19 protein-coding genes are annotated in these 21,773 nt (G+C 61.6%); 8 read left to right on the top strand and 11 right to left on the bottom strand.

The window, feature by feature from the left end:
• Nucleotides 1–2: 2 nt before the first annotated feature.
• The 7 genes from HK439_RS01860 to phnC form a co-directional block, all read right to left on the bottom strand.
• On the bottom strand, nt 3–5,525 hold the full coding sequence (locus HK439_RS01860; RefSeq protein ID WP_190289665.1) for an alpha-2-macroglobulin family protein: 5,523 nt from the start codon (nt 5,523–5,525) through the stop codon (nt 3–5).
• A 304-nt stretch (nt 5,526–5,829) separates the two neighbouring features.
• Nucleotides 5,830–6,468, bottom strand: coding sequence for a ParA family partition ATPase (gene parA / locus HK439_RS01855; protein WP_190289664.1), 639 nt, complete (start codon nt 6,466–6,468; stop codon nt 5,830–5,832).
• A gap of 146 nt (nt 6,469–6,614) precedes the next feature.
• Nucleotides 6,615–7,763 carry a lytic murein transglycosylase gene (locus HK439_RS01850; RefSeq protein ID WP_190289774.1) on the bottom strand — a complete coding sequence of 383 codons (1,149 nt, stop codon included), beginning with the start codon at nt 7,761–7,763 and terminating at the stop codon, nt 6,615–6,617.
• 471 nt (nt 7,764–8,234) lie between these two features.
• Nucleotides 8,235–9,569 carry a phosphonate ABC transporter, permease protein PhnE gene (gene phnE, locus HK439_RS01845; protein ID WP_190289663.1) on the bottom strand — a complete coding sequence of 445 codons (1,335 nt, stop codon included), beginning with the start codon at nt 9,567–9,569 and terminating at the stop codon, nt 8,235–8,237.
• Between the two features lie 11 nt (nt 9,570–9,580).
• Nucleotides 9,581–10,429 carry a phosphonate ABC transporter, permease protein PhnE gene (gene phnE / locus HK439_RS01840; protein WP_190289662.1) on the bottom strand — a complete coding sequence of 283 codons (849 nt, stop codon included), beginning with the start codon at nt 10,427–10,429 and terminating at the stop codon, nt 9,581–9,583.
• Nucleotides 10,430–10,516: 87 nt separating this feature from the next.
• Complete coding sequence (gene phnD, locus HK439_RS01835; protein WP_190289661.1) at nt 10,517–11,437, bottom strand: phosphonate ABC transporter substrate-binding protein; 921 nt, start codon at nt 11,435–11,437, stop codon at nt 10,517–10,519.
• A 53-nt stretch (nt 11,438–11,490) separates the two neighbouring features.
• The gene (phnC, locus tag HK439_RS01830) at nt 11,491–12,366 is read right to left on the bottom strand and encodes a phosphonate ABC transporter ATP-binding protein (protein ID WP_190289660.1); all 876 of its coding nucleotides are present in this window, start codon (nt 12,364–12,366) and stop codon (nt 11,491–11,493) included.
• A gap of 328 nt (nt 12,367–12,694) precedes the next feature.
• On the opposite strand from phnC, the gene HK439_RS01825 reads away from it, so the two are divergent.
• A complete protein-coding gene (locus HK439_RS01825; protein ID WP_190289659.1) occupies nt 12,695–13,321 on the top strand; it encodes a chloramphenicol acetyltransferase in 627 nt (208 codons plus the stop codon).
• Between the two features lie 13 nt (nt 13,322–13,334).
• Here the strand turns inward: HK439_RS01825 and HK439_RS01820 are convergent, their stop codons facing one another.
• Nucleotides 13,335–14,468 carry a YeeE/YedE family protein gene (locus HK439_RS01820; RefSeq protein ID WP_190289658.1) on the bottom strand — a complete coding sequence of 378 codons (1,134 nt, stop codon included), beginning with the start codon at nt 14,466–14,468 and terminating at the stop codon, nt 13,335–13,337.
• A gap of 143 nt (nt 14,469–14,611) precedes the next feature.
• On the opposite strand from HK439_RS01820, the gene HK439_RS01815 reads away from it, so the two are divergent.
• Nucleotides 14,612–15,553, top strand: coding sequence for an MBL fold metallo-hydrolase (locus HK439_RS01815; RefSeq protein WP_190289657.1), 942 nt, complete (start codon nt 14,612–14,614; stop codon nt 15,551–15,553).
• A gap of 94 nt (nt 15,554–15,647) precedes the next feature.
• Here HK439_RS01815 and HK439_RS01810 read toward each other — a convergent pair whose 3' ends face one another.
• The 3 genes from HK439_RS01810 to HK439_RS01800 form a co-directional block, all read right to left on the bottom strand.
• Nucleotides 15,648–16,763, bottom strand: coding sequence for a YeeE/YedE family protein (locus HK439_RS01810; protein ID WP_190289656.1), 1,116 nt, complete (start codon nt 16,761–16,763; stop codon nt 15,648–15,650).
• Between the two features lie 183 nt (nt 16,764–16,946).
• Nucleotides 16,947–17,312, bottom strand: coding sequence for an ArsR/SmtB family transcription factor (locus HK439_RS01805; RefSeq protein WP_190289655.1), 366 nt, complete (start codon nt 17,310–17,312; stop codon nt 16,947–16,949).
• Nucleotides 17,313–17,449: 137 nt separating this feature from the next.
• The gene (locus HK439_RS01800; protein ID WP_190289654.1) at nt 17,450–17,815 is read right to left on the bottom strand and encodes a transcriptional regulator; all 366 of its coding nucleotides are present in this window, start codon (nt 17,813–17,815) and stop codon (nt 17,450–17,452) included.
• 121 nt (nt 17,816–17,936) lie between these two features.
• Between HK439_RS01800 and HK439_RS01795 the strand changes: the two genes are divergently transcribed.
• The 6 genes from HK439_RS01795 (at nt 17,937) to soxA (ending at nt 21,729) form a co-directional block, all read left to right on the top strand.
• Nucleotides 17,937–18,668 (top strand): cytochrome c biogenesis CcdA family protein, encoded by a 732-nt coding sequence (locus HK439_RS01795; protein ID WP_190289653.1) that lies wholly within the window; start codon nt 17,937–17,939, stop codon nt 18,666–18,668.
• A 30-nt stretch (nt 18,669–18,698) separates the two neighbouring features.
• On the top strand, nt 18,699–19,313 hold the full coding sequence (locus HK439_RS01790; protein WP_190289652.1) for a SoxW family protein: 615 nt from the start codon (nt 18,699–18,701) through the stop codon (nt 19,311–19,313).
• Nucleotides 19,314–19,479: 166 nt separating this feature from the next.
• Nucleotides 19,480–19,944, top strand: coding sequence for a sulfur oxidation c-type cytochrome SoxX (gene soxX / locus HK439_RS01785; protein WP_190289651.1), 465 nt, complete (start codon nt 19,480–19,482; stop codon nt 19,942–19,944).
• A gap of 23 nt (nt 19,945–19,967) precedes the next feature.
• Nucleotides 19,968–20,417 (top strand): thiosulfate oxidation carrier protein SoxY, encoded by a 450-nt coding sequence (soxY, locus tag HK439_RS01780; RefSeq protein WP_190289650.1) that lies wholly within the window; start codon nt 19,968–19,970, stop codon nt 20,415–20,417.
• Between the two features lie 51 nt (nt 20,418–20,468).
• A complete protein-coding gene (gene soxZ, locus HK439_RS01775; protein ID WP_190289649.1) occupies nt 20,469–20,795 on the top strand; it encodes a thiosulfate oxidation carrier complex protein SoxZ in 327 nt (108 codons plus the stop codon).
• A gap of 121 nt (nt 20,796–20,916) precedes the next feature.
• On the top strand, nt 20,917–21,729 hold the full coding sequence (gene soxA, locus HK439_RS01770; protein ID WP_235987519.1) for a sulfur oxidation c-type cytochrome SoxA: 813 nt from the start codon (nt 20,917–20,919) through the stop codon (nt 21,727–21,729).
• The last annotated feature ends 44 nt before the right edge of the window (nt 21,730–21,773 follow it).

Here is a 21,773-nt window from a genome sequence, read left to right as displayed (position 1 = left end):
GATCAGCGTGTCGGACCGAGCACGGTAAAGGTGGAGGTCTCCGTGATCGCCCGGCGCGCCGGGCGGTACATGTCTTCCACCGACGCGGGCGGATGGGCGTAGGTGCCAGGCGTCACCGCCCGAGCCAGATAGGCAAAGGTGAGTTCCTTGTCGCCATGGCGGTTCTGATCGACGGCAACCTCGAACCGGTCCTCATGGAAGGCCGCATGCTCGGTCTCGTTGATCGTCGACAGGAAATCCAGGCCGCCCAGATCGCCGGACCGCACCAGCCTCGGATTGTCAATCGCAAGACCCGCCGGGATCCGGTCGACGACCATCAGCCGGCCGGGAACATCGCTGAGCGCCCGGACGGTCAGGACGACCGCGACCCTGGTATTCACCGGAACCGCATTCGGATCGACCGGATTGCCATTCAGATCATAGATCTGCCGTTCGATCGCATAGTCGTACCCGCCGGCAGGTTCGGGAACCCTGGGCTGGCCGGTCACGGAAACGAGCAGATCCGTCGCATCGCCGCCCCGGTTCTCAAGCCGCACCGGTGTCTGCGCGATCGTCTCGCCGTCAAACGGCCAGACAAGACGGTTCGGCTCGACAACACCGTCGACCGCGATCTCTGCCGTCGAAGCGGATTTGTTGAGTTCCCGCGCCGCCATCAGCAGCCAGGCCATGTCCTGGGTGGAATAATAGTCGGTCTCGTCCTGGTAGCGGCGCAGAAGATCCGTGACCTGCGCCTTGTCGCCGGTATCCGCCGAGGAGGCGACAATATAGGTCAGGACCCCTGCCCCGTCGCGCAACCGCGATCCGTAATCGGAGCGGTAACCGGAATTGGCATCGCTGCGCAGACCCGCGACCGCCGCCTTGAAGCCGGTTGCCGCCCGTTCCTGCTCTCCGTAAAGGGCAAGGCTTGCGGCCACCTGCGCCTTGGCAAGCGGCGTGGTGAAGGAGGCAAGCTTTGCATCCAGGTAGTAACGCAGGTCGCCCATGGAGGCCCGTCCGTTGCGCGCCAGAACATAAAGCGCATAGGCGATATCCATGCCGCCGTCGGTGACGTCGGAGGCATAGGCCAGACGGTTTTCCAGATTGTCCAGGGCGTTTTCGAAGGCGATGGCAGGAACCATATAGCCCTGCTCCCGTGCACGGGTCAGGAAGTCGGTCACATAGGCGTCAAGCCAGGTGTCGCTGTCGCCGTAGCTGCTCCAAAGGCCGAAGGACCCGCTCGAGGACTGGTTGGCGAGCACACGCCTGATCGCCCCCACGACCCGCTGCCGGATCTCGGCACTCTCGCCGAGTCCGGCCGCCTGGGCCACTTCGTTCAGATAAAGAAGCGGCAGCGCGCGGCTGGTGGTCTGTTCGGTACAGCCGTAAGGATAACGGTCAAGCGCTTCCAGCAGTCCGGCAATGTCGATCTGCGCCGCCCCGCCGGAAGACACCTTGATCTTCACCGTATCCGGCTTCAGCCCCTCGAGACTGTTGGCGTCGAGCAGCAGGCTGCCGCCGCCGGCAAGGGAGAAGACCGACCGGCGCACCACATCGGGCTGGGTGTCCTTCACGTCGATGCCGACCCGCTTGATCGTCTCCGATCCGTCCGGCGCGGTCAGGGTGGCAAAGATCTGCGCGGTCCCGGTGCCGGACGCGGCCCGGATCGGCAGGATCACCTGGGCCTTGGCGTGTTCGTCAAGAGACACCTGGCGAAGCGCGGCCTCGCCGGCCTCCAGCGCGAACGGTCCTTCGGCGGAAACCAGAAGGTCGTAGTTTCCGGCTGCCCCTTCCACATTGTCGATATTCAGGAGCATCCGCGAACTGTCGCCGGGCGCAAGGAAGCCCGGCAGGCTTGCGCTCACCACCACCGGAGACCGGACCGCCACATCCTGTTCGCCGTGGCCGACACCGTCCTGGGACCAGGCAATCGCCATCAGCCGCAAGGTGCCGTTGAATTCCGGCACGTCGAAGGAAACGGTCGCCTCGCCGTTATCATTCACTTTCACCAGTCCGGAAAAGAGCGCGACCGGCTCCTCGTCCGGCGGCGGCGCCTGAAGGCGCGTGGCCATGGCGTCTCCGCCGGAGCGCACCTTGCCCCGGGTTCCGGCCATACGGTCGATCAGCTGCCCGTAAAGGTCACGGATTTCCGTTCCAAGCTTGCGCTGGCCGAAATACCACTTCTCCGGTTCCGGCGTCTTGAAGCCGGTCAGGTTGAGAATGCCAAGATCGACGGCGGCAACCGTCAGATAGGCTTCCGTTCCCGGCTTCAGGCTGGCAAGCTTTACCGGCACATCCAGCCGCGTACCCGGCCGCATCGTGTCGGGTGCCGAAAGCGTCACGGCCAGGTTCCGGTCGCCCGGCTCCATCTGCAGCCAGCTCAGGCCGATCGCACGCGACGGCATCCGCTTCTGGGCCACGTCCATGGGCCTGTAGAGGCTTGCGGTGACATAAGCTCCCGCGCCCCACTCTTCCGTGACCGGAAGGCTGACTTCCGCTTCACCGGCGGTGACATTCACCACCTGGCTGGAGAGCAGCCCGCCGGAAACCACATTGACCACGGCAATACCGTCCGACTGGGGCTTCATGCGCAGGATCGCGGTCTCGCCGGGACGGTAGCTCTTCTTGTCCAGGCCCACATCCAGATAATCCGGCGTCTCCGACGTGGCATCCGCCGTGTACCAGCCCGCGGAGAATTCCACGCTGGTGACGGCTTCGTTCGCTCCGGTCGAAGCGACTTCAAGCCGGTACTGCCCCCACTTCACCGGAAGCGACAGGCTAGCCGGCTTGTCCGTCGTGACATCCAGCTTGCCGTTTGCCACCCGTTCCGTCGTGGTGATCGGTTCATAAGACCAGCGTCCGTCCGAGCGGTACCACTGATAATGGCGGTTGATCCTGGACAGCGTCCACACCAGCCCGTCGGCATTCTGAAGCTCGCCGTCCCGGTCAATCGCGATGACGGAAAAGTCCGCCGGACCGCCCTCATCGACGCCGCCGTCGAACATCGGCTTGACGCCGATATGGCTGCCCTCGGCCCTGACCGGCAGTTCCAACCGCCGTTCCACATAGCGCCCGCCGGCTTCCACCAGCCGGGCGACGAGCTCGCCCTTGTAGAGTGCGGTCGTCTCCGGCAGTTCGGGAAGCGAGACGTCAAAGGAAAGATTGCCGTCGATATCCGTCTTCTGGTCGCTCTCGATATAATCGCGCTGCGGATAGGTTTCGCTGTCGGCAAGGCCGAACTGATAGCCCGGATATTTGTCAAGGCTGCGCGTCGGCGACACGATGATATCGCCTTCAAGCCCCTGGTCGCTTGCCGGAGACCCATAAAGAAAGCGTGCGCTCAGTTCGATCCGGGTCGGTTGAGCGGGATCGAAGGCCGTCGCCGCCGTCTTCAGTTCGAAATCCACGCGCTCCGGCTGGTAGTCCTCGACGAGGAAGGTATTGGAGGCAAGCGGCGTTCCCTTCGGATCGACGTAGATGCGCCACGACCACACGCCCTGCTGGGCGGTCTGGCTCAGATCGATGTCGAGCAGATGGCCGCCGAGTCCGCTGTCTTCGACCACGTGGCGCGATTGTTCCACCCCGTCGGGCCGTTCGATCACGAAGGTCAGCGGCAGGCCGTCCTGCGCCACGGCCTTCGCCGTCCGGATCATCGCCTGGGCGTGAACCGTCTCGCCGGCCTTGTAGATCCCGCGATCCGTCCAGGCGAAGACGTCGAGCGGCCCCGGTGCCGGCCGGCCTTCCACACCGCGGTCGGACAGGTCGAAGGCCGGTTTCCTCAGATCGAGGAAGGAATAGTCGCCTTCGTCGGTTTGCGCCACCAGAAGCCCCGGCGCCATGCCGCCGGCGCCCCGTGTCAGGCCGGCCTCGAACCGGGCAAAGCCCTGGTCATCGCTGACCGCGTTGCCGAGGATTTCGTTGTTCACGGCCAGAAGCTGCACCTTTATGCCCGAAAGCGCCTTGGCGCTGGTCAGCGAGCGGATATTGGCGGTCACGCCGTCATCGCCGGAATAGGCCGTCAGCCCGAGGTCCGAAACGATGAACCATTGGGTCGCCAGGTCGCCCCAGCGGTTCTGGCTGTCGAGCTTGGAGCGCGCGGTCATCGCATAGACGCCGGGCTTCATGTCGAGGCCAATGTCATTGAGCGGAATGGCCGTTGTGATGTCTTCGTTCAAGCGGTTCTCCGTCTCGACAATACCGGACCAGACCTGTTCGCCTTTTTCCTCGGAAATCCGGTCACTCTGGTAAGAATCGAGCTGGCGCAGGAAGCGGTCATCGCGGATCGCCGAGACAATGCCCCGGTCGCCGATGCGATAGATTTTCGCCTCCACCTCCGACGTGTTGACCGAAACGATCGGAATGGTCGGGTCGCCGCCGGCCGGCAGCACATAGGCCCGGCCGAGGAAATGAACGGTCGGCGACCGGTCGCGCACATAGATGGACAGGTTTGCCGGATGCTCCAGCTTTTCCCCGTCCGCCGCCGGAAGCCCGGAGCGCAACGTTACGGAATAGCGGCTGCCGTGCTTCACGCCGTCGATGCAGATCTGCGACTGTTCGGTTTCGACCGTCGTGGTGCCGTCGCCGATGACCGACACATAGGGCGACAGATCGGCATCCTTCGGCAGCTTGTCGGACAGGATCACACAGATGCGCGGCGCCACACCGTCGGCATCGACCTGATGATCCACGATCCGGAAACCGTGCTTTGCGACCATATCGTCATAACGCTGCTGAAGCCTCGGGCTTTTGTCGAGCGCAAGTGCGGCGCGCAGGGACTTGATCGCCGGCTTCCACATATCCCGGCGGCTGAGGGACGTGCCGAGAAGGTTCAGCGCCCATGCCCGCTCGTCCGGCGTCACCGCGCGCAGGTAGGAATTGATGGCAGCCGATACCGCATTTTCCTGCTTGGTCTGCCGTTCCTGCCAGTCGCTCGGATTCTGCAGCAGGAGCGAGAAAGTCAGACGGCTCCATGCGGAATAATCATTCGGCAGCAGGCCAATGAGGGCGGAAAAATCCTGTTCGGCCTGCACGCCGTTCTTGGCGTTCAGAGCGGTCTGGCCGTTCTGACGGAGATTTTCAGCCGTTTGCCCCCCCGGTTTCGCGTCCTGTGCGATGCGTTGGCTGTAGGTTGCCGCGCTCTCGATCAGATCCTTGTCGATGAAAGAGAGCTCCGCCTTGCGGTCGGCCTCGGCGGTCTGGCGCGGCTGCGCGACCTCGACCACACGGCCGGCAATCGCGCCGCGGAAACTCTGCAGCTGACCGAAATCGGACTTCAGGAAACACCAGCCGGCAGAGGTGTTGAAGGTGAAGGCGCGGCACTGGTTGTCGCTGAGGCACGCCGCCTTGCAACCATCGAGATCCACATCCTTGACCGTCCGGTAATCGGAACCGAAGAAATCGGCGTCCTCGATGGTCACGATCCGCTTGTCCTGGGCATGCGCCACGCTTCCGAGCACCAGACCAAGACCGACGACCGCCAGTCCGAGAAGTGATCCCCGCGCCCCTGATTTACGGCCTACTCCCCCCACAAGGACATCAGACAACGCCATCTCACATTCCTCCGCCAGACAAGATCGTTTATCGCAATGGTCGGCCCTGAAATGCGGGCCATTTGAAAAACATTTAAAATCGCAAGCGTCTATGGACTCCAACGCCAAGTCCAAGTTCGCAGGAAACCGCCCCGCTTTCAAGAACTTGTAACGTGCAAGCCGCATACATCGCCCCTGCCCGGCACAACGGTCCTGACCTTACGGATCGGATAACCGACCACCAGATCATGTCCTTGCCAAGGCAAAGGCGCAATTCATGACAATACGGAGGGACCAGAGCAAATCGAAACTCAGGATTGGGACCCTAGAGCCGCTTCAGGAGTTCCTTGAGCAGGAGAGCGACTTCCTCGGCCGCCTTGCTCGACGGGGCCGTTTCCATCACGGTGTGCCCCTGGCCCATGGAGGCGGCATAGCCGGTCCGGTTGCCGAGCCTAGCATCCAGCGCCTCATAGCCCGACGACGCGATGGCGTCGGTCATTTCCTTTGTCAGCGATGCGCGCGGCGGGACCCGGTTCAGCACCAGAAGCGCCGGAGTGTCTTCCCGGGCCGCCAACTGGATCGTCTGCGATGTCGCCCAAAGATCCACCGGGGTCGGCTGGATCGGCACGATCACGAAATCCGCCGCGTCGATCGCGGGCTTGGCATCCACATCCGTCTTCGGCGGCGTGTCGATAATGACGTAATCATGGGAGCGGGCAAGCGATCGGGCCTCGCGCCGGGCGCCCCAGCCGGAGGCCGTGCGGAACTCCAGCCCCGTCCCCTCCTCGCCGAGCGCATCCTCGCGGGCCTCGAACCAGGTGCCGAGAGACCCTTGCGGATCGACGTCCAGAATGGCGACGCCACCCTTGCTCTTCTTGGAAAGGGCGACCGCCAGGTGCGCGGCCAGGGTCGTCTTGCCCGAACCGCCTTTTTGTTGCGCCACAGTCAGAATACGTCCAGTCATTGCCCAACCTCGCCGAGACAACTGTCGTTTCTTTATATTGCGCCGCAACAAAGCGCTTGACAACCGCTGATTAGAGCAGCTCCGGCGGATAATGTCCTGAAAGCCCCTTTTCCGGCCGGACGGTCAGCCTCTGCCGGACGGCCTGCTCATTTGCCGCCCAGCGCCTGATAGATGTTCCAGGCCGGGCGGCCGGTCACCGGCATGCCGTATTTGGCTTCCGCCTTCTTGATGCCCTCGCGGGTGACCGGACCGATTTTTCCATCCGCCTCGCCCACGTGAAAGCCGTTTTTGTTCAGGAGGTTCTGCAGTTCCAGCCGCTGCGCCCGCGACAGGCCCGGATTGTCGGTCGGCCACGGCGCCTTGATCGGATCGCCGCCGGACAGGATGTCCGACAGCAGCGCAATCGCCAGGCCGTAGGAATCCGAGGCGTTGTAGGACCGGAGCGCTTCGAAATTGCGGGTGACCAGGAACGCCGGCCCGTTGCGGCCGGCCGGAAGGATCAGCCCCGCGTCAATTCCGCCCTTGAGCGGACGGCCGTCCATGCGGGTCAGGCCCCGGTTGCCCCAGCTCGTCAGCGAGGCCTTCTTCTTCCGGCCCACATGGCCGTTGTAACCCGACGGCAGGCGAACCTCGTAGCCCCACGGAAGGGCCGCATTCCATCCTGCCTTCTTCAGGAAGTTCGCGGTCGAGGCAAGCGCATCCGGGATGGAGGTGACCAGATCCTTGCGGCCGTCGCCGTCGAAATCGACCGCCAGCCGCTCGTAGGTCGTCGGCATGAACTGGGTCTGGCCGAAGGCACCTGCCCAGGACCCCTCGAAATGCTTGGCCGGCACATCGCCCCTGGAGGCGATCTTCATGGTCGTGATCAGCTCATTCTTGAAATATTTCGCCCGCCGGCCGCCGGCGCAGACCAGGTTGGCCAGGGCATGCGGGGTGTAGAAATCGCCGCGGAACTGGCCGTAGTCGCTTTCAATGCCCCACACGGCGACCACCACATGCTTGTCGACCCCGTAGCGTTTTTCCACCGCGGCCAGGGTCCGGGCATGCTTCTTCAGCTTTTCCTTGCCGTCGGAGATCCGCTTCGGGTCGACGAGAAACGCCATATAGTCCCAGATCGGGGTTTCGTATTCCGGCTGCGAGGTGGAGAAGCGGACGACCTTTTCATCGTAGCGGGCGCCCGACAGCATCCGCTCGGCCACTTGCGGGCTGACACCGGCCCTGACGGCCTGGTTCTTCAGGGCAGCGACACAGGAACTGAAGGACGCTCCCTGGGCGCCAGGGCTGCCCGCGCCCATAAACGCTGGGAAGAACACCAGGAGGAAAGCAACCGGAACCAGAAACCTCTGCACACCTTCAAACCGCATCATCTGCTCCGCTTTCGCGACTGAATCGGGGCCAGTGTGCCACGGGTCGGCGCTCGAATTGAGGCAAAAGAAAACGCTGCGGCACACGTGCCGCAGCGTTCCACAGGTCTTTTACCCGCATTTCCCGCAGTTCCTGTGCCCTGCGTCGCATTTTGGTTTGCCGAGTGAAGGTGAAAGGCGCGCAGAGCATAGCCGGCGCTACGGTCAAGCGACTTTCACCTGCAGGCGGCTACCAAAACGCGACCCTTCGGGCCGGTTGAAACAGGCGACTGGGTGCGTCGATTGGCTTGCCCGATGGAGCACATCGCCCTGCGCCAATCTCCTGCCCAGTCTCCTGTTTGAACCGGCGCAGGGCGCAGGAACTGCGGGAAATACGGGTCCGGGAGGAAAAGACGTCTTTGGCTATTTACCCTCGATCAGCTTGCGCCGCAGCCAGCTCGACATCTGGTCCATGACGATGACCACCAGGATTGTCAGGATGATGATATAGGAGGTGTTTTCCCAGTCGCGGGACGTGCGCATGGTCTCCACCAGCATCAGGCCGATACCACCGGCGCCCAGCGCGCCGATCACGGTGGCCGAGCGGGTGTTGGATTCCAGATAGTAGAGCACCTGGGAAACGAACACCGGCAGGATCTGCGGGATCACGCCGTAGCGGTAGCGCTGGATCTGGCTGGCGCCCGTCGCACGGACCCCTTCCACCTGCTTGTTGTCGATGTTTTCAAGCGCCTCGGAGAAAAGCTTGCCGAGCGTACCGGTATCGGTAAAGGCGATGGCCAGCGCACCGGTCAGCGGTCCGAGACCGAAGGCGCGGATGAAGATCAGCGACCAGATCAGCATGTCGATGCCGCGCAGGAAATCGAACAGCCGGCGTACGCCGAACCGCAAAACGAAGGAAGGCGTGAAGTTGCGGGCCGCGATGAAGGCCAGTGGCAGGCCGACCAGGGCGGCGGTCAAGGTACCGAGCACCGCCATCATGACGGTCTCGAACAACGCGGTGAACACCTCGCCGTGCTGCCAGTCTGGGTTGGACAGGAACTCATGGACGATCAACGACAGGTTCGACCGGTCCGGATCGATGCGCTGGTCGCTCATGGCAAGGCTGACAAGGTCGCCGAAGGATTTGCCGTGGAGCGGCGAATTGAAGGCAAACCAGAAATTCTCCCACCCGCCGAAATAGTTATGGACCTCGATCTTGGTCTTGGTGACCTGAACCCGGCGGTCGATCGTCGGACGGGCGTCGAACTTCCGCGGATCGTCCTTGATCCAGTCCGGAACGTCGCCGGGCGGCAATTGCGTTTCCACGCCCTTCTTCGTGGCCGTCGCGGTAATCACGCCGTAGCCTGGAACCGTGAACTTCATGGTCTTGCCGGCGATATCGACGATATAGCCCTCGCCCAGGTCGACAACGGCGTTGTCGCCGTCGATCTTCACCCAATCCGGAGCATTGGCATTGTCGTAGGTCGCGGTCCGCTCGCCCTCGATGGCCACTTCCAGGCCGCCCCGCCGGATATCCTTGGTGACATGCACCTTGTAGGCGACGGAGTCGGTCGCCAGAATCGCCGCCCGTTCCGGCTGGGCCCGCTCCAGAATTCCGGATATGTCAAAGGCGAACCAAGTGTAAACCAGGTAGGCGAGGATCATCACCGGAGCGGCGATGGTAAAAATGGTGCGCCGGCGGATCCTGGCGAAAACCTCCGCGCGGTCGAAACCGTGGTCCAGGGTATCGATAGCCATCACAGTGCTCCTCAATGCGCCCGGCCCGACCCGACGAGTTTCCCGCGCAGATAGGAAGAGGCCTGGTCGATGATCATGATGGTGGCGAACAAGAGCACGAAGATCGCGGCGGTCTCGTCACCCGCGCCCTGACCCCAGCCGATGGTCCGGCGGAGTTCGGCGCCGATCCCCCCTGCCCCGACGAAGCCGAGAATGGCGGAGGCCCGCACGTTGATTTCAAAGCGCAGCAGGAAATAGCTCAGGTAGTTGGGGGCGACCTGCGGCATCACCGCGTAACGGATGCGCTGCAGCCAGCTTGCGCCGCAGGCGGAAAGGCCCTCGATCGGCTTGCGGTCGATGTTCTCGTTGACCTCGGAAAAGAGCTTGCCCAGCGCACCGGAAGTGTGGAACGCCACCGCGATCATCGCCGGCACCGGGCTGGAACCCAGCACGAAGATCAGGAACAGCGCGATGATCAGTTCGGGAAAGGCCCGCATGATGTCCATCATCCGCCGGACGACGGGAATGAGCGGAGCGTAGGAATCCACATTGCGTGTCGACGCCATGGCAAGCACCACGGCGAAGGTGCCGCCGATCAGCGTGGCGACCGCGGCAATGTTCAGGGTCTCCAGCATGAACGGCATGAAATGAACGACCAGACCGAAAAAGGCGGGCCCTGCATTCCAGGCTTCGATGACGATTTCGCCCGGATAGTCGAAGAACTTGGACAGCCCCTGGACGAAGCTTCCCGAATTCATCGCATTTGACTTGGAATAGCCGGAGACAAGAACGGCGACGACCAGCAGAACCCCGATCAGGGAATAGAGCTGGCGCCGTTTGCGCATCGACAGGATGTCCTGCTCAAGGGCGGCAACGGCCATTTCAAGAAACCTTCAGATTATATTCTCATGGCAAGAAGAAGCGCGGACCGGAATGTCCGGTCCGCGCCTGCGATTGAGCGGGAACGCTTATTCCTTGCTCTTTGCCTTACGGGCGGCAACGATGCTTTCGTAGGCCTTGTGGGTGATCGGAGCGAAGCCCTTGGCTTCACCGGCCATCACGCCATAGGCGCATTCCGGGTCCATGGAGACCAGGCTTGCCATCAGGCCGGTCATCTTGAGCTTGACGTCTTCCGGCAGCTTCTTGGCCAGGACGACCGGGCCTTCCGGGATGATCGGCGAGCGCCAGATTTCATGGATCTCGGTCATGTCGACGAGACCGGCGTCGGTTGCCTTGCGCAGGGCGCCGGAGTTGAAGCCGTCTTCCCATTCGCCGAGGCCGTCGGCCCAGGTCACGCCGCCGTCGATGTCGCCGTTGAACACGGCAACGATGGTCTGCTCGTGACCGCCGGTGAACTTGACGTCAGAGAAATACTCGCCCGGCTTCATGGAGTAGCCGAGTTTCGGGATTTCGATGGACGGGATCAGGTAGCCCGAAGTGGAGTTCGGATCGCCGAAGCCGAAGACCTTGCCCTTCATGTCGTCGAGCGAGTTGATTTCGCTGTCGACGCGGGCAAAACCGATGGAATAGTAGCCGTAGCTGCCGTCATTGTTGACCTTGACCAGAACCGGCTCAACCGCTTCCGGATCGGTCAGGTAGACCTTGGCGTAGCCCGAAGCGCCGAGCCAGGCCATGTCGAGGTTGCCGCCGAGCAGGCCTTCGATCACGCCGTTGTAGTCGGCCGGGGCGAACAGCTTGACCGGAACGCCGAGCAGTTCTTCCGTCTTGGCGCGCAGGCACTCGTTCGAGCGCAGGCGGTCGGAGGCGTTTTCGCCGCCGAGGATGCCGATGCGGAATTCCGAGATGTTGTCCGCAGCATAGGCGCCGGTTGCGTTCAGGGCGATCATGCTGACTGCGGCAAGAGCCGCAAACTTGGAGATTGCGTTCATGTGAGACACTCCACGAGCTTTCGAGAATTGATGACTTTGATTGTCTTGCGGCCTTAAAAGGCCGTTGCAGCCGCCGGCGTCATCGCACCGGTGGAAACTTGTTCTTCCGAACGTGCGGACGCCGCCCCCCCGTCTTGGGCCCCCTTGATGGCGGCCCCATCAATGGCCGTCGACGTCGCCGCCTCGTTGAAACTTTCATCCGCTCCGTAGATTTCGCGCGCCACGTCGGTGGTCAGGTCTTCCGGCGGGCCGTCGAACACCATCTGGCCGTCGCGCATGCCGATCACCCGGTCGCAATAGGTCCGGGCCGTATCGAGCGTATGCAGGTTGCACAGCACGATCTTGTTGTCCCGTTCATGGATCTCGCGCAGCGCATCCATCACGATCTTCGCGTTCATCGGATCGAGCGAGGCGATCGGCTCATCGGCCAGAACCATGTAGGGGTCCTGCATCAGTGCCCGGGCAATGGCGACGCGCTGCTGCTGACCGCCGGAAAGTTCTTCCGCACGTTTCTGCGCTTCCTGGACGATGCCCAGACGGTCAAGGGCGGCAAGTGCCGTATTCACTTCGCTCGAACCGAAGATGTTGAACAGGCTCTTGAAGGTGCCGTGGCCGTTGAGGCGGCCAAGCATGACATTGGTCACCACATCGAGCCGGGGAACGAGATTGAACTGCTGGAACACCATGGCGCAGTCGCGCTGCCAGCGGCGCATGGTGGCGCCCCTCAGGCTCAGGATGTCCTCTCCCTTGAAAAGGATCCGTCCCGACGTTGCCGGCGTCAGCCGGTTGATCATGCGCAAAAGGGTCGACTTGCCTGCCCCCGACCGGCCGATCACGCCGATCATCTGCGGCTTGTCGATCGAGAAACTGACCTTGTCGACGGCGGTTCGCGTCCCGAAGGTCTTGGTCACCTGTTCAAACTGAATCACCCGGCAGCCCTGTCCGTGTTGTTTCGTATTTCACGGACAAGAGCCACGAGAGTATTACAGGCAAATGACAGTCTTCACGCCGCTGCAGGCCGATTCAGAAGCGACGATGCTGCATTAAAAGGCATTCGAACTTCAAAAACGTGTAAAACTTTGACGGCTCGGCGGATTTTACCTGTTCAGGCAACAGCCTAATAAATTGGAGCGCCTTCTTCTTCTCGGCGAATTCTTCAAAAATTCATCGAACCGTCACCGAACTGTCGTACATTGACGGTCGGAAAATATATATGGGAAGTCCCGGCACCGCTCTTGAACCAGGACGTCTCCCTTCATGAAATCGCCCACCGACAAACCCGCCCTGTCCTCTGCACCGTCCATTCACGAACAGGCGGTCGTTATTGACTGCGATCTCGGTGTGTGGACGGAAGTCGGCGCCTTTACGGAAATGCGACAGAGCGCGATGGACGACTATTCCTATATCGTCCAGAACGGCGATGTGGTCTGGACCACCATCGGCAAGTTCTGCTCCATAGCCCGCAGCGTCCGCCTCAATCCCGGCAATCATCCGACCTGGCGCGCCTCCCAGCACCATTTCACGTACCGCGCGGCGGCTTACGATCTCGGCGGAGACGATGCCGACTTCTTCGAATGGCGCAAGAAGGACTGGGTGACCATCGGCCATGATGTCTGGATCGGTCACGGCGTGACGGTGCTGGCAGGCGTGACGGTGGGAACCGGGGCCATCCTGGCGGCCGGCGCGGTCGTCTCGAAGGACGTGCCGCCCTACACCATCGTCGGCGGCGTCGCCGCCAGGCCGATCAAGCGCCGCTTCGCCGAGGCCCAGGCCGACGCGCTTCAGGAGATCGCCTGGTGGGACTGGGATCATGCGACGCTGAAAGACCGGCTGCCGGACTTCCGCGCCCTTTCCATCGACGCGTTTATCGAGAAATACCGGTAGGGCCGAACCTCCCTCACCCCCTTGAAACCGGAACCGGCTGAAGGGCGGTTTCCTGAACCATGTCCTCTTCCGGCACGATCCTCTGTTCCGCCGTCTTTTTCGGCTGAGCCTCGATCAGCCTGTCGGTCACCATGGCGGAAAACCAGATGCACGTCAGCGTGATCCAGGCGGTCAGGGCGACGATCGAGGCTCCTGTCACGCCGGCGCCGACGGCGCAGCCGCCGGCGAGCATGCCGCCGAAGCCCATCATGGCTGCTCCGGTCATGTACCGGGCCATGGATTTTCCGCCCTCGAACCCCTGCAAGGCCAATTCCCGTGCCAGCAAGGCCGCAACGAATGATCCCAGGAACACGCCCGGCACCACGCCGACATTGAAATCGAGGGTCGATCCGGGAGGAGACAGGAACAGCATCAGCGCATCGGCCGACGGGCCGGTAAACGTCACCGCTTCGATCAGCACCGGATCGAAGGCCTGCAGGGCCATGGAAGATGTGAACCACCAGGCAAGCGGAATGGTCAATCCGGTGATCAGGGCCGCGATCATCTGCCAGAGCGGCGCACGGCTCCGAAACGCAAAGAAGATCCCCGCCGCCAGCCACATCAGGGACAGGAGGATGGTGATCGTGAAGGACATGGACAGGAATTCCATCAGATTGTTGCCGCCGATGTCCGCGGTCGTCCACCACCCTGCGATCCATTCCCTCACCGGTGTCAGGATACCGCGCAGGCTGGCCTGTGCCATGACCGCAAACACCAGACCGGACAACAGGGCCCGCAGGTTCCCCGTCGCCGACAGAACCAGAAGCCGGCTGGCGCATCCGCGCGCGAGAATCATGCCTGCCCCGAACAAAAGACCGCCGATCGCCGCACCGCTCAGGCTTTGCGGCGAGGCCAGCTGACGCGCCTCGTTGGCCTGCACTTCTCCGAGGGCGACCAGGATCTGGGTTCCAAGAACCGCAGCCGAAAACGTCATCAGCCAGACGGAAAGCCGGACACCGAAAATGCCGTGGACAAAATCCAGCGCCGCCGCACGCAGACAGAATCGGCTCTGCTGGGCGAAGGCACCGAAAATCACGCCCACCGTCAACCCGCCTGCCGTCAGGATCCAGGGTTCGGAAAACCGATCCAGAAAGAATGTAAGATCCATCTCCACGTCCTTAGTTATTCGTCAGGCGACTGCCATTGTGTGCGCCTGTGCCGACACCATCAAAGTCCTTTGAAAGAAGTACGCATTGACGTTCCTCAAGGAAAGTCCGATAAATTCGAAAAAATGCATATGTGGAGGAATGTATGCCCAAGTTCCTTAATCCAGCCCTATCACGCCGCGAAATGCTTGCCGGGGGCGCCGCGTTCCTGACCCTTGCCGGCGCCGGCCTTAAACCGTCCTTTGCAGCAAGCGGCCCGATTGCGCTTGGCGACATGGAAGTCCAGGTACTCTCGGACGGACACCTGACCCTGCCGATGGGCTTCGTCCTGCCGGATCAGACCAAGGAAGAAGTCGCGGACCTTCTGACGCCGCATGGCATGGCCACCGACGCACTGACGCCGGACTGTAACGTCACGATGCTGCGCACAGGCGACCGCCTGGCGCTGTTCGATGTCGGCTCTGGCGCCAATTTCCAGCCGACGGCGGGCGAACTGCTGTCCGCCCTGGAGGCTGCGGGGATCGGTCCCGCCGACGTGACAGACGTGATCTTCACCCACGGCCACCCCGATCATCTTTGGGGCGTCCTCGACGACTTCGACGAACCGCTGTTTGCCGATGCCCAGTACTGGGTACCGCAGGCCGAATGGGATTACTGGCTTGCCGACGACACGCTCGCCAACACCCCTGAAGAGCGCAAGACCTTCGTCGTCGGCGCCCAGTCCCGCTTCGAGGCGATCAAGGACCAGGTCAACATGATCACGCCCGGCATGGAAGTGCTGCCCGGCGTGGAGGCAATCGACACCTCCGGCCATACGCCCGGCCACACGTCCTACATGCTGCATGGCGGCGGCGACAGCCTGCTGGTCGTGGGCGACGCCATCTCCAACTCGGTCATTTCCTTCGAAAAGCCGACCTGGCACTCGGGAACGGATCAGGACCCGGACAAGGGCGTGAAAACCCGCACCGCCCTGCTCGACCGCCTTGCCACCGACCGGACGAAGATCATCGGCTACCACCTGCCCCATCCGGGCCAGGGCGTTGCCGAGCGCAACGGCACCGCCTACCGCTTCGTAGCGGCGGGCTAAGCCGGGCCAGTTTCAGGGGTAATCAGGCAGTTTCGCCACCTCGCTTCCGTCTCTTCCTTTCAGAGGATGACGGGAGTGAGGGGTTATGCCCTGCTTATTCCGCCGCCTGGCGCGATCTGTCGTCGTGCCCGCTATGATTGCGCTGGAATGCCGCCAGGAACGAGCCTTCAAACAGCCAGGCGAGGCCCAGACGCGCACCGAAGGCAATCGACAGCAGCACGATCGGCGCCGAAATGGCCATGGTGGAAAAGGCCGAGATGCCCTGCCCCACCGTACAGCCCATGGCGATGACACCGCCCACGCCCATCAGCGCCGCCCCCAGGATGTGACGGCTGAGCTCGCGCGCGTCATCGCAAGCCTCCCAGCGGATATCGCGCCGCCAGAGGGCGGCCAGGACGGCCCCCACCAGGGTGCCGCAGATCAGGCCGACGCCGTAATCCGGCAGGGAATTGGTGTAGGTGATGAACTGCATGATCGTGTCGCCGACCGGGACGACGAAGGACCCGGACTCGATCTGCACCGGGTGGAAGGCGGTCTTGGCCACATGGCTCGTCGCCCACCACCCGAAGGCGATCGCGAGGCCGATCAGGAGACCGGTCAGGATCTGCGGTCCCTGACGGCGGTAGCTTTTCTGGGAAAAAACCCAAAGCAGCCCCGCGGCGCCAACCAGAATGACGAGCGGCCTGCGCACGTCGAAGCCCAGGACATAAGACAGGAGGCTGCCGATGGACTGGTCCCCGGCGAAGCGGAGGTCGACGGCCAGATTGTCGACCACATGGACCCGCGCCTGGCCGATCAGTCCGCGCTGGGTCGCAAGCGCCGTCAGGCCGATGACGATCAGCACCACGAAGGCCCGCAGACTGCCGCCGCCAAGGCGCACCACGGCACCGAAACCGCATGTCCCGACCAGCGCCATGCCGATCCCGAACATGACACCGCCGAAAATCGCCCCGGTCCAGCCGAAGCGGGAATTCAGGTAAAAGGATTCCTCAAGCGAGGCGAGATCCGCCGCGACCAGCAACTGCGTGGCAATCAGCGCCGTCAGCGACGCCAGCGCCCAGGTCCTGACGCCGCTGCTGTCGCCGGCGTACCAGAGCCGTTCGAGCGAAGACAGGGTGCAAAAGTGGTTCCATCGCGCGACAAAACCGAGAACCGCGCCGGCCCCAAGCCCCAGAAGAGGGAGTAATAGCAGCGGTTCGAATTCGGTCATTGAGAGTGCCCGGGTTGCTGCGCGTGCCTTCGAGTATTTTTCAAGGCAGGTACGCGTCCAATTCCGCCGATCGGTAGATATCCGGCAGTCAAAGCTCTTTTACCAACGCGGAAGAGTTGCCGCAATCATTGGCCATGCTGCAACGCAACGCATAAACCCTTGCCTTATCGGGATTTTGCCCCGTCAGGCCGGCGCCCCTTCCGCCTTCGGCGGCCGCACATCGGTACAGAAGAGATCATAGAGCGCGGAAATGATGCTGCTCACCTCGTCGTCCCGGATGGTGTAATAGATCAATCGTCCGTCGCGCCGCGACGTCACAAGCCCTTCCATCCTGAGCCGCGCGAGTTGCTGCGACACGGCCGCCTGCGGCATGGTCAGGATCTCTTCCAGTTCGGAAACCGACTTCTCACCTTCGGACAAAAGGCACAGGATCAGGAGACGCACCTCGTGGGACAGCGCCTTCAAAAGGTCGCTCGCCTTGCGCGCCTGTTCGAACAATTCGTCGAACTCTGCCGGGTCTGCCCCTTTTTTAAGGATCGGAAGGTTCATGTCCGTCACCGTTTCGATGTCGCCTGCAACTGAACCAATCGCACATTACTTTCATGAACGATTGATTAGTCAAAAGGCATATAGCCCTTACACCACTTTGCCAACAAACAAAAGTGACGCAGCGCCGTTTTTCTTCGTTATTTCTGCCTAGAATCCAACTTGTCCAGCATCTCATCCAAAAGCGGCCAGAAGAAGTTCTCGCCCGGATAGCCGCGCAAGCGTGCGATTTCCTTGCCCGCATCCACCAGGATGAAGGTAGGGGTCACCCGCTCCGGACGGATGTCTTTCAGGTCTTCCGGCCATGGTTCGGTCAGGTCCACGCGCCTGAGCGGCGCCCGCCTTCCCTCCTCGGTTTTCGGATAGGCAACTCCGATTTGCTCGTTCCAGGCCCGGCACCAGGGGCACCCCGGTTCCTCGATCATGATCAGTTCCGCGGACCAGGCACCGACCGGCACGATGGAGCCCGCAAGAAGGGCAAGGGCTCCGAATAAAAAAGCTCGCACGCCACTACCTCATGAGTTTCTGCGCATCTATTGAGATTCCCGATTGCAATATATATGGAGTTTTGAATACTTTGAAATCAAGGGACGGTGATCAGATAACGTCCGCTGGGAGGAAATACAAATGCTGGACATATCGGTTGGCGCGGCCTTTCTGGCCGGTCTTCTGTCATTCGTTTCACCTTGCGTCCTGCCGATTGTCCCGCCTTATCTGTGCTATCTCGCTGGTGTCAGCGTGGAAGAACTGAAGGGCGAAGCGGCGACGACGGCGACGAGCCGCAGAATCATTTTTTCATCCATAGCCTTCGTGCTCGGCTTTGCCACCGTGTTCGTGGCCCTTGGGGCGACGGCAAGCGTCATCGGCCAGACCATCGCCCAGTACTTCGACACCCTGGCGATCGTTGCCGGCGCCATCATCATTGTCATGGGTCTGCATTTCCTTGGGGTTTTCCGCATCGGCCTTCTGTTCCGCGAGGCCCGCGTCCAGGTACAGCGCAAGCCGGCCGGCCTGGTCGGCGCCTATATCATCGGCCTTGCCTTCGCCTTCGGCTGGACGCCTTGCGTCGGTCCGGTTCTGGCGGCGATCCTGTTCATGGCGGGGACAACCAATCCGGCCCAGGGCAGCCTGCTCCTGCTCGTCTATGCGCTCGGCATCGGACTGCCGTTCATTCTGGCAGCCGCCTTCGCCAGCCAGTTCCTTGGCTGGGCAGGCCGTTTCCGCAAGCACATGGGAACCGTCGAAAAGATCATGGGCGGTTTTCTCATACTGACCGGCATTCTCTTCATCACCGGAAAGATGTCGGAAATATCTTATTGGTTATTGGAAACCTTCCCCGCCTTCTCGCAAGTGGGATAGCGGGCTTCAGGTCCATCTTGGGAGGACATCATGCTTAGGTTCATTAAGACCACTCTGTTCCGGGTTGCGCTTGTCACCCTCGCCTTCGCCGGCCCGGCATCCATTGGCCAGGCAGGCGCCGTGACCATGGGCGAAGACGGGCTGCACAAGGAACCGTGGTTCACCATCACGTTCCGCGATATCGCCGAAGACATCCAGGCCGCCAATGCGGAAGGCAAGCGTCTGGCGATCATTTTCGAGCAGCGCGGCTGCATCTACTGCAAGGCCATGCACGAGAAGCTGCTCACAGACCCGGAAGTCCGCGACTTCATCAAGGAGCACTTCATGGTCGTTCAGTACAACATGTTCGGCGACGAGGAAGTCACCGACCTGGACGGCGAAGTGCTGACGGAAAAGAGCGCGGCACGCAAATGGGGCTACGTTTTCACCCCCACGATCGTGTTTCTTCCCGATTCCGTTCCGGAAGGAAAAACGGTCGCACAGGCCGCCGTGGCGACCATGCCGGGGGCCTTCGGCAAGTGGACTTTCCTGAATATGTTCCGCTGGGTGAACGAAAAAGGTTACGAGGGCGATGAACACTTCCAGAAGTATCATGCCCGTATAATCAATCAGTTAAGAGAGGAGGGACGCATCGGTTCAGACTAGGATCTGCACCGGAAAACCGCAGATATGACCAATGCGTGAAATCGCCTATTGGCAACACATGCAAAAAATCATATCTTTTGTTGAATGAGGATCGCCGGGGATGTATGAAGCATCCCGGGCGCACGTTCCGGACAAACCGGACTGCACTGAGGAGGAAAGCCGACATATGACCAAGGGCTTCATATATTCAATCGCCGCTGCATCGCTTGTACTGGCGGGAAGCGCTGTCGCCGCGCCTGTCGCGCCGGACGATGTGAAATTCGTCGACATGACCGTCGCCGAATCCCTGACCGGCCAGCCGGGAGATCCGAAAGCCGGCCGCGAAACTTTCGCAAACCGCAAGAAGGGCAATTGCCTTGCCTGCCACGCCAACAGCGAAATGAGCGAACAACTGTTTCACGGCGAAGTCGGTCCGACCCTGGACGGCGTTGCCGACCGTTGGACTCCCGAGCAGCTGCGCGCGATCGTCGTAAATTCAAAGCAGGTCCTCGGTGAACAGACCATCATGCCCGGTTTCTACACCATGCATGTGGGCGACCGCGTCGCCGAGAAATTCGTCGGCAAGACGATTCTGACCGCTCAGGAAGTGGAAGACGTCGTCGCCTACCTGACGACCCTCAAAGAACAATAACCCAAGCACCCAAGGAGAAAGGGATGACCCTAACCAGACGCGAGGCACTTGGCCTGACTGCAGGCGCAGCCGCCTTCCTGACCCTCGCCCCGCGGATCGCCTTTGCCGCAGCCGAAGAAACCGAAGCTGCAATCAAGGCCTTCACCGGCGGCGCAACGCCGGCCAGCGGCAAAGTCTCTCTCGACACCCCGGAAATCGCTGAAAACGGTAACACCGTTCCCGTCGGCGTCTCCGTCGAAAGCCCGATGACTGCCGACAACTATGTCGAATCTGTCATGATCCTGGCCGACGGCAACCCGGCCCCCGGCGTCGCCACCTTCCACTTCACCGCCATGAGCGGCATCGCGGAAGCCAAGACCCGTATCCGCCTTGCCAAGACCCAGAACGTGATCGCAATCGCCAAGATGAGCGACGGTTCCACCTTCATGGACAAGAAGGAAGTCAAGGTCACCATCGGCGGCTGCGGCGGTTAATCCGGAAACAGCGGCTAGTCTAGAAGAAATCAAATAAGCAAGGAACGCATCATGGCAGCTCCGAAACCGCGCGTTAAGGTCCCGAAAAAGGCCTCAAAGGGCGAAGTGATTACCATCAAGACGCTGATCAGCCACCCGATGGAATCCGGCCAGCGCAAGGACAAAAAAGGCGAGGTCATTCCGCGCCAGATCATCAACAAGTTCACCTGCGAATACAACGGTCAGGTGGTCTTTTCCTGCGATCTGGAACCGGCCGTTTCGGCCAACCCGTACCTCGAGTTCAATGCCAAAGTGGAAGACAGCGGCACGTTCAAGTTCACCTGGCTGGACGACGACGGCAGCACCTATTCCACCGAGAACAAGCTCACGGTCGAATAATAATGGCTGATGCGGGCGCCGTTTCACCGGACCTGCCCGCATTTCACTCAAATCGGGAGGAGACGATTTGGCCAAGATAATGAAAATAAATGTTTTGTCGGCAGCCCTGTTCGGGGCCGGAATGACAGCGGTGGTAATGACCGCTCCGGCTTTCGCCGAAGAAGGCGTGAAGCTTGTCATCGACGGGGAAGAGCTGACCACGGAAGTGGCACCTCAGGAAGGCAATCCGCTTGATCCGGTACGTTCCGGCTGGACCTTCCGTTCCGAGGAAACCCAGGCCCTGGAAACCGACGACTTCGAAAACCCGGGTTTCCCGCTCGTCGATTACGGTGAGGAACTCTGGAACACCGCAGACGGGTCGACCGGAAAATCCTGCGCCTCGTGCCATGGTGATGCCTCGGAAAGCATGAAGGGCGTCCGCGCCAGCATGCCCAAGTGGAACAAGGAAAAGAACACCCTGTTCACACTCGAGGATTACATCAACCTGTCCCGCGAGGAACACCAGGGCGCCAAGCCGTGGAAGTGGGAAAGCCAGGAAATGCTCGGCATGACGGCCTATATCGGGCTTCAGTCGCGCGGCATGCCGGTCAATGTGTCGATTGACGGCCCGGCCAAGGAGTGGTTCGAAAAGGGTAAGAAGATGTACTATACCCGCTACGGACAGCTCGATTTGGCCTGCGCCCAGTGTCATGAGGACAACCAGGGCACCATGATCCGTGCCGACCACCTCAGCCAGGGGCAGATCAACGGCTTCCCGACCTACCGGTTCAAGTGGTCGGGTCTCGGTTCGATCCACCGCCGCTTCAAGGGCTGCATGGACAATATCCGGGCAGAACCGTTCAAGCGCGGTTCGGACGAGTTCACCGCTCTTGAACTGTATGTCGCCTGGCGCGGCCAGGGCCTTTCGGTCGAAACACCGGCGGTCCGCAACTAAAGACGAAACCGGGCGCCTGAGACGTCCGACAGCGCGGCGGCATT

This window comes from Roseibium aggregatum (assembly GCF_014692675.1).
GTDB classification, from domain to species: Bacteria; Pseudomonadota; Alphaproteobacteria; order Rhizobiales; family Stappiaceae; genus Roseibium; species Roseibium aggregatum_C.
Note: the sequence above shows the minus strand (reverse complement) of the source record. Positions and strands in the feature narration are given on the sequence as shown.